Origin of the sequence: Methanobrevibacter wolinii SH (assembly GCF_000621965.1) — an archaeon.
Lineage (GTDB): Archaea > Methanobacteriota > Methanobacteria > Methanobacteriales > Methanobacteriaceae > Methanarmilla > Methanarmilla wolinii.
Window position 1 is genome coordinate 169,200 of sequence record NZ_KK211377.1, and the last position, 15,096, is coordinate 184,295.

The following is a 15,096-nucleotide window of genomic DNA, read 5'->3' on the forward strand; positions in this document are numbered from 1 at the left end:
ATGGCAAATAGTACTGAAGAAACTGGAGTTAAAAGTATACTTTTAATTACAGCTTTATTCTCAATTTTCATAATCTTTCTTATTATGGCTTTTATCTTTGTTGAAGGATGGCCAGCATTTGCAGATTATGGATTTTTTAAGTTTTTATTAGGTTTTAAATGGGATCCTAATAATAATATATTTGGAGTATTTCCGATGATTGTTGGTTCATTATGTGTAACCTTCTTTGCACTTCTTCTTGCTGTTCCATTGTCATTATTATGTGCTATATTTATGGCAGAAGTAGCTCCAGATAATGTAAGAAAATTTCTTAAACCAGTTATTGAAACTTTAGCCGGTATTCCATCTGTAGTTTATGGTTTCTTTGGTTTAATGGTACTTGTTCCTATGGTTAGGACTAATTTTGGAGGTACTGGATTTAGTATATTTACAGCAGGTATTATTTTAGCAATTATGATTTTACCAACAATTATTTCAGTTTCACAAGATTCATTAAGAGCTGTTCCAAACTCTTATAGGGAAGCTTCTTATGGATTAGGTGCAACTAATTGGCAAACAATTAAGAAAATTATTTTCCCTGCAGCTTTACCTGGTATTGTTACTGGTATTATACTTGGTATGGGTAGAGCAATAGGTGAAACTTTAGCAGTAATTATGGTAGCAGGTAATGTAAGTCAAGTTCCATCATCTATATTATCTCCAGTTAGAACATTAACTTCTAACATTGCACTTGAAATGGGTTATGCTACTGGTCTTCATTATAATGCATTATTTGCAACTGGTGTAGTTTTATTTATAATAATTATTATATTGCTTCTTATTACAAATTATGTACAACGTAAATATAAAATGGATGTTGGAGGTGGAACATTATGAATTCAGTAGAAGAAGAGATTAAAAAATCTGGTTCAAAGATATCTCCTAATACATCACAAAAAATAATGAATGCAGTTTTTATATTTGCTGGACTTTTAACATTAATAATTTTAATTATTATTATTGGTTATATTATTGTTAAAGGACTTCCTTCATTGAATTTGGAATTTTTACTTTCAAATCCAATTGATTCTGGTAAATCTGGTGGAATTTTCCCAATGATTATATCTAGTTTATATGTAACTGCGATTGCAGTTGTTATTGCAACTCCTCTTGCAGTAGGTGCAGCAATTTATATTTCTGAATATTCTTCTAAAGGAAAAATTGTAGAAATTGTAAGATTTGGTGCTCAAATTCTCGCTTCAATCCCTTCAATTATATTTGGTTTATTTGGTCTCCAATTCTTTGTTATTTCCTTAAATTTAGGATATTCTGTTTTATCTGGAGGTTTAGTATTAGCTATTATGGCACTTCCAACAATTTTCCAAGTTGCAGAAGTAACCTTATCTTCAGTTCCTAGCTTATATAAAGAAGGTAGTTATGGTTTAGGTGCTACAAAATGGCAAACAGTTACTGGGGTAATATTACCAGCAGCAATTCCTGGAATAATCACTGGTGTTATTTTAGGTTTAACTCGTGCTATATCTGAAGCAGCAGCAGTAATGTTCTGTGTGGGTTCTGCAATTACTGTTCCAATTTCTATTACAGATCCTGGTAGGCCATTACCACTTCACTTGTATGTACTTGCAACTGAAGGATTATCTATGCAAAATGCATTTGGTACTGCAGCAGTACTTGTTGTTATTGTTTTAGCAATTACTTTCATAACAAATTATTTAGTAAACAGATATCAAGAAAAAATGATGGGGGAACGTTAAATGGATAAACTTAAAAGTGAAAATTTAAATGTGTATTTTGGAGATGCACATATTCTTCATGATATTAATCTTAGTATGCCTGAGAATTCAATTACTGCACTTATTGGCCCATCAGGTTGTGGTAAATCAACATTCCTTAGAACATTAAATAGGATGAATGATTTAATTCCTACATTTCATCATGAAGGTAATGTATATTTAGATAATAATGAAATTTATGATGATAGTGTAGATGTAGTTAACTTAAGAAAAAGAGTCGGAATGGTATTTCAGAAAGCAAATCCTTTCCCAAAATCAATTTTTGAAAATGTAGCTTATGGTCTTAGAATTCATGGTATTGAAGATGAAGATTATATTAAACAAAAAGTTGAAGCAGCACTTAAATCTGCAGCTATTTGGGATGAAGTAAAAGATAAACTTGATCAATCTGCTCTTGGATTATCTGGTGGTCAACAACAAAGATTGTGTATTGCAAGGACTGTTGCTATTGAACCAGAAGTAATTCTCATGGATGAACCTTGTTCTGCTCTTGATCCAATTTCTACTTTAAAAATTGAAGATTTAATGACTGAACTTAAAAAAGATTATACAATTGTAATTGTTACTCACAATATGCAACAAGCAACAAGGGTTTCAGATTCAACTGCATTTTTCTTAAATGGTCAAATTATTGAACATGGTCCAACACAAGAATTATTCGTAAATCCAAAAGAAGAAAAAACAGAAGAATATATCTCTGGAAGATTTGGATAGAAGATATTTTCATATTTAGATTAAATAGAATTTTTTCATTAAAGGAGTTATAATTTATGGATGAAGAATACACTATAAAAGATTATCCAACTTCAAATTTTAAAGATAGGATTGAATTAGTATATAAACAAACAAAAGATATTGGTCAAAAAGTAGTAGATAATACTCGTTTAGTTATTTCATTATTAAAAGAATATAATGACAATATTAAAACAGAAATATTAGCTAATAGTGAAGAAATAGACCTTGCAGTATTTGATTTAGAAAGAGATTGTATTAAATTTTTAGCATCAGAACAACCTGTTGCTTCTGATTTATTATATATTCAGTCTACTGTAAGAAATATTAGCCATCTTAAAAGAATTGGTTATTTAGATTCTAATATTGCAGAAGCTATTGAAAAATTAAATGATTTTGAAGTACCTTCTGAATTAATTGAAGAATTATCTTATATGGCAGATTATACACAAGTAATGATTTCAAAATCTATTTGTGCATTTTTAAATTATGATATTACAATGGCTAGTGAATTAAGTGAAGATGATGATAAAATTGATAGTTTATTTGATAAAATATTGAATTCATGTGTTAAGTATATTGCTTCTGATGATTCACAATATGATGTTATGTGTTTTGTTCAAATTATTTTTATTTCAAGATTCTTTGAACGTATTGCAGATCGTACAGTAGCTATTGGTTCTAGAACTATTTATATGATGACTCTTAGAAGGCCAAATAATCAACCTCATCATGATGATGAGGAACCTTTCTTAAAAGAAGATGCTTCTAAATTTGTTGAAAAAGAACAACATAATCCAATTCATAAAAAGGATGAATAATTTAAGATAAATATTTATCTTATTCTTTTTTTTATTTTTTTATTTTAATTTTTAGTATTAAAATTTTTAAGTATTTATGCTTGTTGAAATCTTTTTAATTTTTAGAATAAATCTTCTTAAATTTAATTTTTAAGTATTAATACTGTTTAAATTATTATAAAAAATAAGATTTCAACAGACTTAGTATTAATAAAAGCTTTTTTTATATTATTTGATTATATTTTAAACTAATAATAAAAATTAATACTCTGATTTTTTAATTGATAATTGATTTTTATATATTAAAAATAAGAATATATTAAAAGCAATAATATATTAAATATTTTAATTTAATTTATTCATCTTTTAATATTTTACTTGCATGTCTATTTGCCCAACATTGTATACATACACCTATAGGTAAACCTGCTGTATGTGTATCAACTTTTTTAATTTTAACATCAAGAGCAGTTGTTTTACCACCAAGCCCCATTGGTCCTTTTCCATTTGCATTAATTTCTTCTAAAATTTCTTTTTCTAATTCTGCAAGTTCAGGATCTTCGTTTGGTTTTCCAATTTCTTCAAGTAATGCTTCTTTTGCAAGTTTCATAGCAAAGTCAGATGTACCTCCAACACCTACACCAACTACCATAGGTGGACAAGGTTTACCTCCTGCTTGAAGTGCTGTTTGGACTGTAAACTCTTTTATTCCTTTTTTTCCTTCACTTGGAAGTGCCATTTTAAGTTTATTATTATTTTCAGATCCAAATCCTTTTGGAAGCACTGTTATTTCAAGGTAATCTGTGTCTGTAAGTTCAATATTAATGTATGGTATTTCAACACCTATATTATTACCTGAATTTTTCCTTGTTAATGGATTTACAATATTTGGTCTAAGTGGAACTTCTTTTGTTGCTTTTGCAACTCCTTTTTTAATTCCTTCTTTAAGATTTTCAACTTGAACATTTCCAAGTTTAACAAAAATTATTCCAAGACCTGTATCTTGACACATTGGAATCTGTTTTTCGTGAGCTATTTTAATATTTTTTAATATAGCTTCAATATTTAATTTAGCTATATCATCTTCTTCATTTTTAAGAGCATTTTCTAGTGATTTAATAACATCTTCATTAAGATCATTTACTGCTTCTTTATAAAGTTGACAAACAGTATTTTCAATTGTTTTTTCACTTATCATATTATCATCAATAAATTATTATCTAAATTATGTACAATTTTAATTTTTAATAAGAATAATATTTGTATTTTATTTTTAAAAAATTAAATAAGTTTCTATATTTTTTCTTTTCATAGCTTTTTATTTTTATAAATTTTTTTCTTTATTTTTTTCATAGTTTTTTATTTTTATAAATCTATTTTTTATTCTTAAAATTATAATTGATATATAAATTTATATTTTTATAATGCTTATAATATTTTATTTTAGTCTAAACTAATTGCTTATTAAATAAATACTATGTATTATTATGAAAAATAGAATTTACTAAATATAATAAATTTAAAATAAGTTTTTATTTTTAAAAATAGTATTTAATTATTAATTATTAAAATTTAGGTTTTATTGAAAATCATTCTATTTTTTAAATAACTTTTTTAAATTTAATTCTTGAGTATTAATACTTTTAAATTATATAAAAAATAGGATTTCAATATATTAAAATTTATAAAAAATAGGGGAAAGAATAATATGATTTAAATTATTCTTTTTCAAGTAAAATTTTATTTTTAGATTTTAATAAACTAAGCTCTTTAGCAAGTTTAGCTCTTTTTTTATTAATCATGTCTTGTGAACTTGAAGTTAACGCATTTGTAGGACAAGATTCTACACAATATTGTGTATCTCTGTTTATACATAAATCACACTTTTTTGCATGGGAATCATCCATATGTATTGCACCTATTGGACAAACATCTCTACAAATTCCACAACCAATACATTTTTCATCATTGATTGTTATTGCTCCTCCAACATATTCAATTGCTCCTTCTGGACAATTTTTAAGACATGGTGCTTTATCTGGACTACAATGCATACAGAATAATGGAACATTTCCATAAAGATGTATTGCATTGTTTGGACAAGCACGTTCACAATTTCCACAATCAACACATTCTTCAGGATTTAATACTAGTTCTCTCATATTTATCCTCCTTTGTTGATTATTTTGAAATTTTTTCATCAAGTATTTTTTGTGATCTAGAACCACTAGTTAAAACACTTAATACACTTCTTTGTTTTTTACTGTGTCCAAATGCTTTTTTAACATATTCTTTACGTTTTTCTTCAACAAGTTTATCAGTGTCTACTAATGAAATTGCCCTTTTAGAACAAGCTTTAATACATGCTGGTCCTTCTGGTCTATCTATACATCTATTACATTTTTCAGAACTTTTATCATAAATACTAATTGCTCCAAATGGACATGCTAATGCACATAAACCACAAGCAATACATTTTTCTGAGTCAACACCTTCACTAGTCATTGCATCAGTAGGACAAATAACTTCACAAGATGGATCTTGACATTGTTGACAGAGAACAGGATAGTAAGAATTTTCATATTCTAAAATATTTATTCTAGAGGTACCATGTAATGATTCACAAGCTTTTTCACAATCTTTACAACCATCACAAATATCTCTTTGTACTAATATTTTTTTCAATATTCTCACCTCAGATTCCTAATTCGTCACATTGGTTGTCTACATAATCTTGGATTATTTGTACTTCGTTTTCAGTTAAATGTTTAAATCTTTTTTGAGCTTTTAAGTATTCAATAACTGGTTTTCTTTCAGTTGGCCTGTAAGTTACTTTGAATTCACCATTTTCAATTTCATATAATGGCCAGAATCCAGTTTCTACTCCAAGTCTTCCAACTTCTATGGTTTTAGATGCAGCAAATCCCCAACCAGTAGTACAAGGTTGATTTAAATGGATATATGCAGGTCCTTTAGTTTCTACTGCTTTTTTAACTTTTCTCATGTAATCTTCAGGATATGCGATAGAAGCAGTTGCAATATATGGAATTCCATGTGCAGCCATAATCATTGGCATATTTTTCTTAGGTCTATCTTCACCGAAACTTTCACTACCGCTTGGTGATGTAGTAGTTGATGCTCCCCATGGGGTAGCTCCACTTCTTTGAATACCTGTATTCATATATGCTTCGTTATCATAACAAATATATGTTATATTATGTCCTCTTTCCATAGCTCCTGAAATAGATTGTAAACCAATATCTACACTTCCACCGTCACCACCAAATGCTACAACATGTGTATCTTCTTTTCCTTGGCTTTTAAGTGCACGTTCTACACCACTTGCTACTGCACCTGCATTTTCAAATGCTACATGAACAAATGGAACTTCCCAAGCAGTTTCTGGGTAAGGGGTAGTCATAACTTCAAGACATCCAGTTGCAGCTATTACAACAGTGTTTTTTCCAGATGCTTTAAGTGCTAATCTTACTCCAATAGCTGCTCCACATCCTGCACAACCTCTGTGTCCTGGTGCTAATAATTCTTCTTTAGGTATATCCATCTTATTCATCCTCCTCTATTCCTACCCAATTAACTTTTTCAACTGGGTTTTTAGTTAATTCTAATATTTCATAAAGGGTACTTGGAGTGATATCTTTTCCACCTAATCCAATAATAAAGTTATACATTTCTTTGTCTACGTTGGTTTTCATATCTTCATATAATGCTCCACCAACACCAAAACTAATATCTTTATCAAGTACTGCTAATTTACTTGCGTTTTTAACAGCTTCATTGATTTTTTCTCCAGGGAATGGTCTGTAAGATAATATTTTTACAAGTCCTACTTTTTCTCCAGATTCACGCATTTCATCAATAACAACTCTTAATGTACTACAAACAGATCCTAATGCAACGAATATGATATCTGCATCTTCACATCTATATGTATCAATAAGGTCATGATGTCTTCCAAAGATTTCTTCAAAATCTTTAAATGCATCTTCAAATACATCTATTGATTTATCCATTGCAACTTGCATTGCATGTCTTGCTTCCATATAAAATCTTGGATCTGAAAAACTTCCAACAGTTACAGGTTTTTCTGGGTCTAAATAAGAATATTTAGGTACATAATCTGGTAAGAATTTATCTACTTGTTCTTGATCTGGAATATCAACAACTTCATTTGTATGAGTAATGATAAATCCATCAATGGTTATCATAACTGGTAATAAAACATTTTCATTTTCTGCTACTTTAAATCCAGCAAGTACCATATCTAATGCTTCTTGTCCATCTTCAGCATAAAGTTGAATCCATCCAGAATCTCTTTGTGCAATAGAATCTTGTTGATCATTCCAAATACATAATGGTGCAGATATTGCTCTGTTTGCATCTGCTAAGACTATAGGTGCTCTCATTCCTGCTGCTGCAAATAATACTTCATGCATATACATTAATCCTTGTGATGAAGTTGCGGTAAAAGTTCTTACACCAGTACTACTTGCTCCAATTGCTGCACTCATTGCAGAATGTTCTGATTCTACTCTAATATATTCAGTATCTAATTCACCATTAGCTACATAATCTGCAATATGTTCTGCTACTGTAGTCATTGGTGTGATAGGATAAACAGGAATAACTTTTGGTTTAGCTAATTTTACAGCTTCGGATATAGCTTCTGTTGCTGTCATAACTTTTTTTGTCATATTATTAAATTCTCCCTTTAATTTTTTATTCTTCAATTACCATTTCAATAGCATTGACTGGGCATTCTTGTCCACATATGCCGCATCCTTTACAATAATCATAATTAATATTAAATTCTGTGTCTATACAACCTTCTGGACAGAATATGTAACAATTATTACATTTGACACATTTTTCTTGATTGTTAATAGGTTTAAATGTTCTCCAACTTCCAGTTTTGTTAATTTTTGTACTACCTGGTTTATTATTTGTACATCCTACTGATGGTCTCATATAATCACCTATTCTAATTCATAAGCTTTTTTAATAGCTGTTACGTTTTTGTCAGCAATTTTACCAGGGAATACTTCCCTAATAACTTTTTCTAATGATTCAATACTTACAATACCTGTTTTTTTAGCAAAGTATCCTAAAATAATAGTGTTTACAATAGGTCTTCCTAAAGTTTCAAGTGCAATTTTAGTTGCATCAATTTTATATACTGGTACTTTATCACTATTAATATCATGTTTAGTATTTATTACAACATCACTATTTTCTTTAATACCAGAATAGATATCTACTACATTTGCTAATCCATCATCAAGTACAATAATGTGATCTGGATTGTAAATCTGATATCTTAATTGTATTGGTTTGTCATCAATTCTTGTGAAAGCTGCTACTGGTGCTCCTCTTCTTTCTACTCCAAAAGATGGGAATGCTTGTGCATATTTACCATCTTCGAATGCTGCTTTTGCTAAAATTTCAGCTGCAGTTACAGCACCTTGACCTCCACGTCCGTGAAAGCGAATTTCAATCATTTATCTTTCCTCCATTTTTTAAAAAATTTTGATGATTAGTAAAAATTATTTATCATGTATAATCATTATAAATTATTATAATTTACCAAGTATATAAATTTAATTATATTTATCATGTAAAATCATTATAAATTATTTTTTTGTATATTTTTTATTATATTTTTAATTAAAATTAAACAAAAAAGATATGTTATTTTTGCTTTAAAATATTATTTTGTTTATTGTTTTTTATAATGACGAACATAAATTTTAAAATTTACTTAAATCGATTTTTATCTATTTTATTTTTAAATTATTAATATAGTAGTCTTTTTTATAATTTTTTATTTTTTTAATTTTTTATATATTTTTTATAATTTTTTAATTTTTCTTTCTATTATATTTTTATAATGTATTTTAATTTTCTATTTAAGTTTTATTCTAATAATATGAATTTTTATTCACAAAAAGTATAATTTTAAATAATAAAAAATAATTATAATATTATATATAATTATATCTTAATAATTACAGGTGTCTAAATTGTTATATGGAATTATTGATATTGGTTCAAACACTGTTCGTATGAATGTGTATTCTTATGATAAAAAACATTTTTCAAAAATTTTCTCAGAAAAAGAAACTTTAGGTTTAATTGCATATGTTAAAGATAATAAACTTCCAAAAAAAGCTATTAAAAAATTAATCAATGTTTTAAAAAATATGCAAAAAGATTTAAAAGTTTTACATATTCATGATTTTACTGCATTTACAACTGCATCTATTCGTAATGTAGATAACTCTGATGAAGTAGTTCAATGTGTTAAAGATGTTATTGGAATGAATGTTAGTATTTTACCTTCTGAAGATGAAGCTAAACTTAGTTTTATTGGAGCTAAAAAAAATTGTAGTAAAAAAGATGGAGTAGTTATTGATTCTGGTGGTGGATCTACTGAAATTGTAATATATGAAAATAATAAAGTTATAGAATCTTATAGTATGCCTATAGGTTCATTAAATTTATTTAATGAATATGTTTCACATATTCTTCCTAATGCTAAAGAAAAGAAATTAATTGAATTAAGGGTTTTTAAAGAAATTGAAAAACTTAATATTAAATATGATAAAAAAATTCCATTTATGTGTGGTGTAGGTGGTACTATACGTGCAGTAAATAATATGTTATCTGAACTTGGATTACTTAAAAAGAAAGATTGTATTCCTGTTGAAATGCTTACTGAATTAGATGGAAAATTATCTAATGGTGATAGATCAAGTTATGATATTATTTTACATGTAAAACCTAGTAGAATCCATACAGTTGTACCTGGTTTATTAATTTTTAAAGTATTAACTAAATATTTTGGATGTAATGAAATTCAGGTAAGTAAATTTGGTGTAAGGGAAGGATTCTTTATAGAAAATGTTTATAAAAAATATATTAATGATTAATTAAATTACATATTTAAATGATATTATATTAAATTAATTAAAGTTTAAGTTAATTCTTAATTTAAATATTGAAAAGATATTTTATTTTAGGTTTTAATTTTTTAAATTCTTTATTTACTGAAAATATATCTTAAATTTAAAGATTTCAAATTTTAATTTAATAATTATTTTAATTTTTTTAAATTTAATATTTTCAGTTAAAACTTTGGTTTAATTAATAATTTGTCTAAATTTTATATATAAGTAAGCACAGAACTTGGAAATTCTTTTAAAGGTTTAATTAATTATTTATCTAAATTTTATTCTTTTATAATTATTTTTAAAACTATTGTATCTTTTTATTAAACAATTTTTAAAATATTGTTTATATTCAATATTAAATTCACTTGTTTAATTTAAAATTTATAAATATATAAAATATAATTATAATATCTATGTATTGTGATTTATTATCTTAAGTCATGAGTTATTATTTTAAGTATATTAATTTAAAATTCATTATAATGGGGAATTGATATTTCATGTCAAAAAAATCTAAAAAATCTAAAAAAGATAAAAAAAGTAAAAAGAAAAGGAATTATAGTTTTACACAAAATAGAGAGTTATCTTGGCTTAAATTTAATGAAAGAGTATTAGAAGAAGCTGAAGATAATACTGTTCCTCTTCTTGAAAGATTAAACTTCATATCCATTTTTACAAGTAATCTTGATGAATTTTACATGATTCGTTGTGGTTCTCTTTATGATTTAACTCTTGTTAAAAAGAATGATATTGATAATAAAACAGGTATGACTCCACAAGAGCAATTAAATCACATATTTAAAGAAACTAGACGTTTATATGGAAGAAGAGATGAAATATTTAAAAAAATATCTAAAAAATTATTAAATAAACATAATATAAAACAGTTAGAATTTGCTGATTTACATGAGAAAGAAGCAGAATTTTACAATAAATATTTTTTTGATCATGTTTTCCCTGTATTAGCTCCACAAATTATTGATCCACAACATCCTTTTCCTCATTTAATTAATAATGCATTGAATATTATTATTTCAATGACTAATTTAGATGATAATAAACAAGAATTTGGTATTATTCAAATTCCAGATAGTTTACCTAAAGTAGTATTTTCACCTGAATCTTCTTTAAGGTATATGTTAATTGAAGATTTAATATATGAATATGTTAATGATATATTCACTAATTATTCAATTGATTTTAAAACAGTTGTATGTTTAACACGTAATGCAGATATTAACTTATCTAAATCTAAAATTGATGAAGATGAAGATTATAGGGGATATATGAAAAAGATTCTTAAAAAAAGAAACCGTCTTGCACCTATAAGACTTGAATTTTATAAGTACTTTGATGATGATATGGTTAAATTTTTAATTAAAAAATTTGATTTATCTAAAAAACAAGTATTCTTAACTGAAACACCTATTAATATGGATTATGTTTCTGATGTTTATGATAAATTAAAGCATGTAGAACCTAAAATATTTGAGAAAATTTCTTATAAACCATTTAAATCTAAATTTAATCCAATTTTTAAAAATAATAGAATAATGGATTTAGCTCAAGAAAAAGATGTTTTACTTTTTTATCCATATCAATCATTTGAGATTTTTGTTAAATTTTTACATGAAGCAGCAATTGATGAAAATGTTTTATCTATACAAATGACAATTTATCGTTTAGCTAATAATTCTGAAGTTGTTAAAAATCTTCTTCTTGCTATTGAAAATGGTAAAACTGTCACTGTTTTAATGGAATTAAAAGCACGTTTCGATGAAAGTCATAATATTTATTATGCAGAACTTCTTGAAAATGCAGGTGCTAAAGTTATTTATGGTTATGATAAATATAAAGTACATTCAAAAATATGTCTTGTAGTTAGACAAGGACCAAACAATGAATTACAATATTTCACTCAATTAGGTACTGGTAATTATAATGAAAAAACCTGTAAAATTTATACTGATTACTGTTTAATTACTAGTAATGAAGAAATAGGTAAAGATGCTACATTGTTCTTTAAAAATTTAGCAATATCTAATTTAAATGGTAAATATAAACATTTCTTAGTAGCACCAACTTCTCTTAAACAAAATCTTATTAAAAAAATTGATAGAGCTATTACAAATGTTAAAAGTGGAATTCCAACTAGTATTATTATGAAGATGAATTCATTTACTGATAGACAGATGATTGATAAATTACAACAAGCTTCTGCAGAAGGAGTTAAAATTAAATTAATTATTCGTGGTATTTGTTGTTTAGTTCCAGGAATTCCTGGAGTAACTGATAATATTGAGGTTATAAGTGTTGTTGGAAGATTCTTAGAACATTCTAGAATATACTGTTTTATCACTCCATCTAATACTGAGATATATTTATCTAGTGCTGATTTAATGACTAGAAACATGAATAAAAGGGTAGAAATTGCATTCCCTATTTATAGTGATGAATTGAAAAAAAGAATTCTTCGTGATTTAAATATTTATCTTACCGATAATGTTAAAGCAAGGTTTATTGATTCAAATGGTAATTATGCTAAAGTTATGAGGGGAGTAGACCTTCTTTCAGCACAAGATTATTTCATGGCTCATGGAGATGATGATGTTAATTTTGAAAATGTTAATGATTCAATTGTGGATAAATTTAAAATGGTTTTTTATAAATTTATTCATAATGAACAATAATTTAACATTTTTTTAATTTTTTTTTTAAAATTCTATTTTTTATAAAGAATTAAACAATCTTTAATACTTGAAATTAAATTTTAAAAAGTTCATTTTAAATATTAGTGAATTTTAATAAAACTTATTTTTTTTAGCTATTTTTATAGGTTAAACTTATTTTAAAAAAAGTTAATAATTAGTAAAATAAATATGTATTATATTAATTATTAAGGGGATTTTTATGAAAATACTTATTGTTACTGGAAATCTTGCATATCCTGCAATTATTGATATTGTAAAAAATTCAAAAGAAGATGTTATTGTTCATAAAGCAAATACTCAAGTAGCTGCTTTTTTAACTCCTAATAAAATCATAAAAGAAGTTAAAGATAATTATGAAAATGAGTTATCTACAATTGACATGATTTTGGTTCCAGGTTTAATAAGAAAAACAACTAATGAAATTAATGAAAAGCTAGGTATCCCTACATTTAAAGGACCAACTGATTGTGCTGATTTAGGTATGGTTATTGATTTAATAAATGATTTAGATTTAGCTACAGATAAAGCAGCAGATAAATTAATTGAAGAAGAAAAAAGAAAAAGGGCATTTCAATTTATTGAAGATTTTGAAAATGATACTGATAAAAGAGAAGAACTTCTTAAAAAACCAAATAATATATTAGTTAGAAATTTACCTGTTGGTGAAGATTTCCCAATTAGAGTATTGTCTGAAATTGCAAATGCACCTTCTCTTTCTAAAGAACGTTTAATTAAAAAATGTAAACATTTTGTTGAAAGTGGTTCTGATATGATTGATATTGGAATGGCTGCAGGTGAAGACAATTCTGATATGATTCCAGATTTAATTAAAACTTTAAGGCCTATTGTTGGAGATAGACCATTAAGTATTGATACATTGAATCCTAAAGAGATTAAAGTTGCTCTTGAAAATGGTATTGATCTTGTGTTAAGTTTAGATTTAGGACATGCAGAAGAACTTGTACCTTTACTAGATAAATATGATGTTCCAGCAGTACTTCTTCCAACAAATTTTGCTGTAAATAAAGTTCCTCATACTATAAATGAACGTTTAGAATATATTGATGAACTTATTGGATATTGTGATAAATATTCTTCAGGTAAACAAATAGATTTTATTGCAGATTTAATTCTTGATCCAGTAAATAGTTCTAGTATTGTTGATTCTATTATTGCATGCAAAGAGTTTAAAGAAAAAAATCCTTATCCTTTATTCTTTGGTGTAGGTAATGTAACTGAACTTATGGATACTGACTCTGTAGGTGCTAATACATTACTTGCAGGTATTGCTATGGAAATTGGAGCATCTGTTTTATTTACTCCTGAAGAAAGTGGAAAAACTGAAGGTAGTGTATATGAACTTGCTATTGCAAGTAAAATGATGTTTTTAGCTAAGCATAGATCTTCAATACCTAAAGATTTAGGTATAAATCTTTTAAGATTTAAAGATAAAAAACAAAGAAATGATATTCTTGGAGAAGAAATGATTGAAGATAGTTCTAATTTGGAAGTTATTAAAGCAAAAGAGTCTAAAAGATTTGTACGTGATCGTGCAGGTAGTTTTAAAATAAGGGTAGATTATGCAGATAAGTTTGAAGATAGAAAAATTGTAGTAACTCATTTTAAGAAAACTGTCCCAGATATTGTTGTTGAAGGTAAATATCCAAAAGAGATATATGATGAACTTGTAAGGCAAGGACTTATTTCTATGATGGATCATGCAGCTTATATGGGTAGTGAACTTCAAAAAGCTAGAATTGCAATGATTACTGGAAAAGAATATGTTCAAGACTTTGCATTGTTTAATAAACCTTTAAATTTAAATTAAATTTATTTTTAAATTCTTCTTATTTTTTATTATCTTTTTAATATATTCTATTTTTAAGTTCTATTATATTTTTAATAATTTACTAATATATTTAGGGGCCTGAATTTTTGACTTGTTTTTGAGCCCTCATTTTTCTTATTTTTATATTTTTAATTATTGTATATTCTTGTTTTGTAATAATACAATTGTAAAATTAGTAATTTAATAAAAAAAGGTCGTTTAAACCAATAAATTTAAATAATAAGTGCAACAAATATATATTTG

Annotated in this window: 14 protein-coding genes; 7 read left to right on the forward strand and 7 right to left on the reverse strand. The window is 26.2% G+C overall.

What is annotated here, in order from left to right:
- The 4 genes from pstC to T523_RS07425 are packed head-to-tail and all read left to right on the forward strand — an operon-like array spanning position 1 to position 3,346.
- The gene (pstC, locus tag T523_RS07410) at positions 1–876 is read left to right on the forward strand and encodes a phosphate ABC transporter permease subunit PstC (protein WP_042708307.1); all 876 of its coding nucleotides are present in this window, start codon (positions 1–3) and stop codon (positions 874–876) included.
- Positions 873–1,754: a phosphate ABC transporter permease PstA gene (pstA, locus tag T523_RS07415; RefSeq protein WP_052334685.1), complete on the forward strand. Its 882-nt coding sequence runs from the start codon at positions 873–875 to the stop codon at positions 1,752–1,754. The genes pstC and pstA overlap by 4 nt, the downstream gene beginning before the upstream one ends.
- The gene (gene pstB, locus T523_RS07420) at positions 1,755–2,507 is read left to right on the forward strand and encodes a phosphate ABC transporter ATP-binding protein PstB (RefSeq protein ID WP_042708309.1); all 753 of its coding nucleotides are present in this window, start codon (positions 1,755–1,757) and stop codon (positions 2,505–2,507) included.
- Positions 2,508–2,563: 56 nt separating this feature from the next.
- The gene (locus T523_RS07425; RefSeq protein WP_052334686.1) at positions 2,564–3,346 is read left to right on the forward strand and encodes a phosphate signaling complex PhoU family protein; all 783 of its coding nucleotides are present in this window, start codon (positions 2,564–2,566) and stop codon (positions 3,344–3,346) included.
- Positions 3,347–3,680: 334 nt separating this feature from the next.
- On the opposite strand, the gene T523_RS07430 is transcribed toward T523_RS07425, so the two are convergent.
- The 7 genes from T523_RS07430 to T523_RS07460 all read right to left on the reverse strand — a co-directional run bounded on the left by T523_RS07430 (position 3,681) and on the right by T523_RS07460 (position 8,841).
- Positions 3,681–4,523, reverse strand: a complete 843-nt coding sequence (locus tag T523_RS07430; RefSeq protein ID WP_042708310.1) for a fumarate hydratase — start codon at positions 4,521–4,523, stop codon at positions 3,681–3,683.
- Between the two features lie 520 nt (positions 4,524–5,043).
- Positions 5,044–5,487: a 4Fe-4S dicluster domain-containing protein gene (locus tag T523_RS07435; RefSeq protein WP_042708311.1), complete on the reverse strand. Its 444-nt coding sequence runs from the start codon at positions 5,485–5,487 to the stop codon at positions 5,044–5,046.
- Positions 5,488–5,506: 19 nt separating this feature from the next.
- Positions 5,507–6,010 carry a 4Fe-4S dicluster domain-containing protein gene (locus tag T523_RS07440; protein ID WP_042708312.1) on the reverse strand — a complete coding sequence of 168 codons (504 nt, stop codon included), beginning with the start codon at positions 6,008–6,010 and terminating at the stop codon, positions 5,507–5,509.
- A gap of 10 nt (positions 6,011–6,020) precedes the next feature.
- Positions 6,021–6,887, reverse strand: a complete 867-nt coding sequence (porB, locus tag T523_RS07445) for a pyruvate synthase subunit PorB (RefSeq protein WP_042708313.1) — start codon at positions 6,885–6,887, stop codon at positions 6,021–6,023.
- 1 nt (position 6,888) lies between these two features.
- Entirely contained in the window at positions 6,889–8,037 is a 1,149-nt protein-coding gene (porA, locus tag T523_RS07450) for a pyruvate synthase subunit PorA (protein WP_042708342.1), read from the reverse strand.
- A gap of 25 nt (positions 8,038–8,062) precedes the next feature.
- On the reverse strand, positions 8,063–8,311 hold the full coding sequence (porD, locus tag T523_RS07455) for a pyruvate synthase subunit PorD (protein WP_042708314.1): 249 nt from the start codon (positions 8,309–8,311) through the stop codon (positions 8,063–8,065).
- 8 nt (positions 8,312–8,319) lie between these two features.
- A complete protein-coding gene (locus tag T523_RS07460) occupies positions 8,320–8,841 on the reverse strand; it encodes a pyruvate ferredoxin oxidoreductase subunit gamma (protein ID WP_042708315.1) in 522 nt (173 codons plus the stop codon).
- Positions 8,842–9,363: 522 nt separating this feature from the next.
- On the opposite strand from T523_RS07460, the gene T523_RS07465 reads away from it, so the two are divergent.
- The 3 genes from T523_RS07465 (at position 9,364) to T523_RS07475 (ending at position 14,832) form a co-directional block, all read left to right on the forward strand.
- Complete coding sequence (locus T523_RS07465) at positions 9,364–10,272, forward strand: Ppx/GppA phosphatase family protein (protein WP_052334687.1); 909 nt, start codon at positions 9,364–9,366, stop codon at positions 10,270–10,272.
- Positions 10,273–10,793: 521 nt separating this feature from the next.
- Positions 10,794–12,983 (forward strand): polyphosphate kinase 1, encoded by a 2,190-nt coding sequence (gene ppk1 / locus T523_RS07470; protein ID WP_052334688.1) that lies wholly within the window; start codon positions 10,794–10,796, stop codon positions 12,981–12,983.
- A gap of 220 nt (positions 12,984–13,203) precedes the next feature.
- Positions 13,204–14,832, forward strand: a complete 1,629-nt coding sequence (locus T523_RS07475; protein WP_042708317.1) for a dihydropteroate synthase-like protein — start codon at positions 13,204–13,206, stop codon at positions 14,830–14,832.
- Positions 14,833–15,096 lie beyond the last annotated feature (264 nt).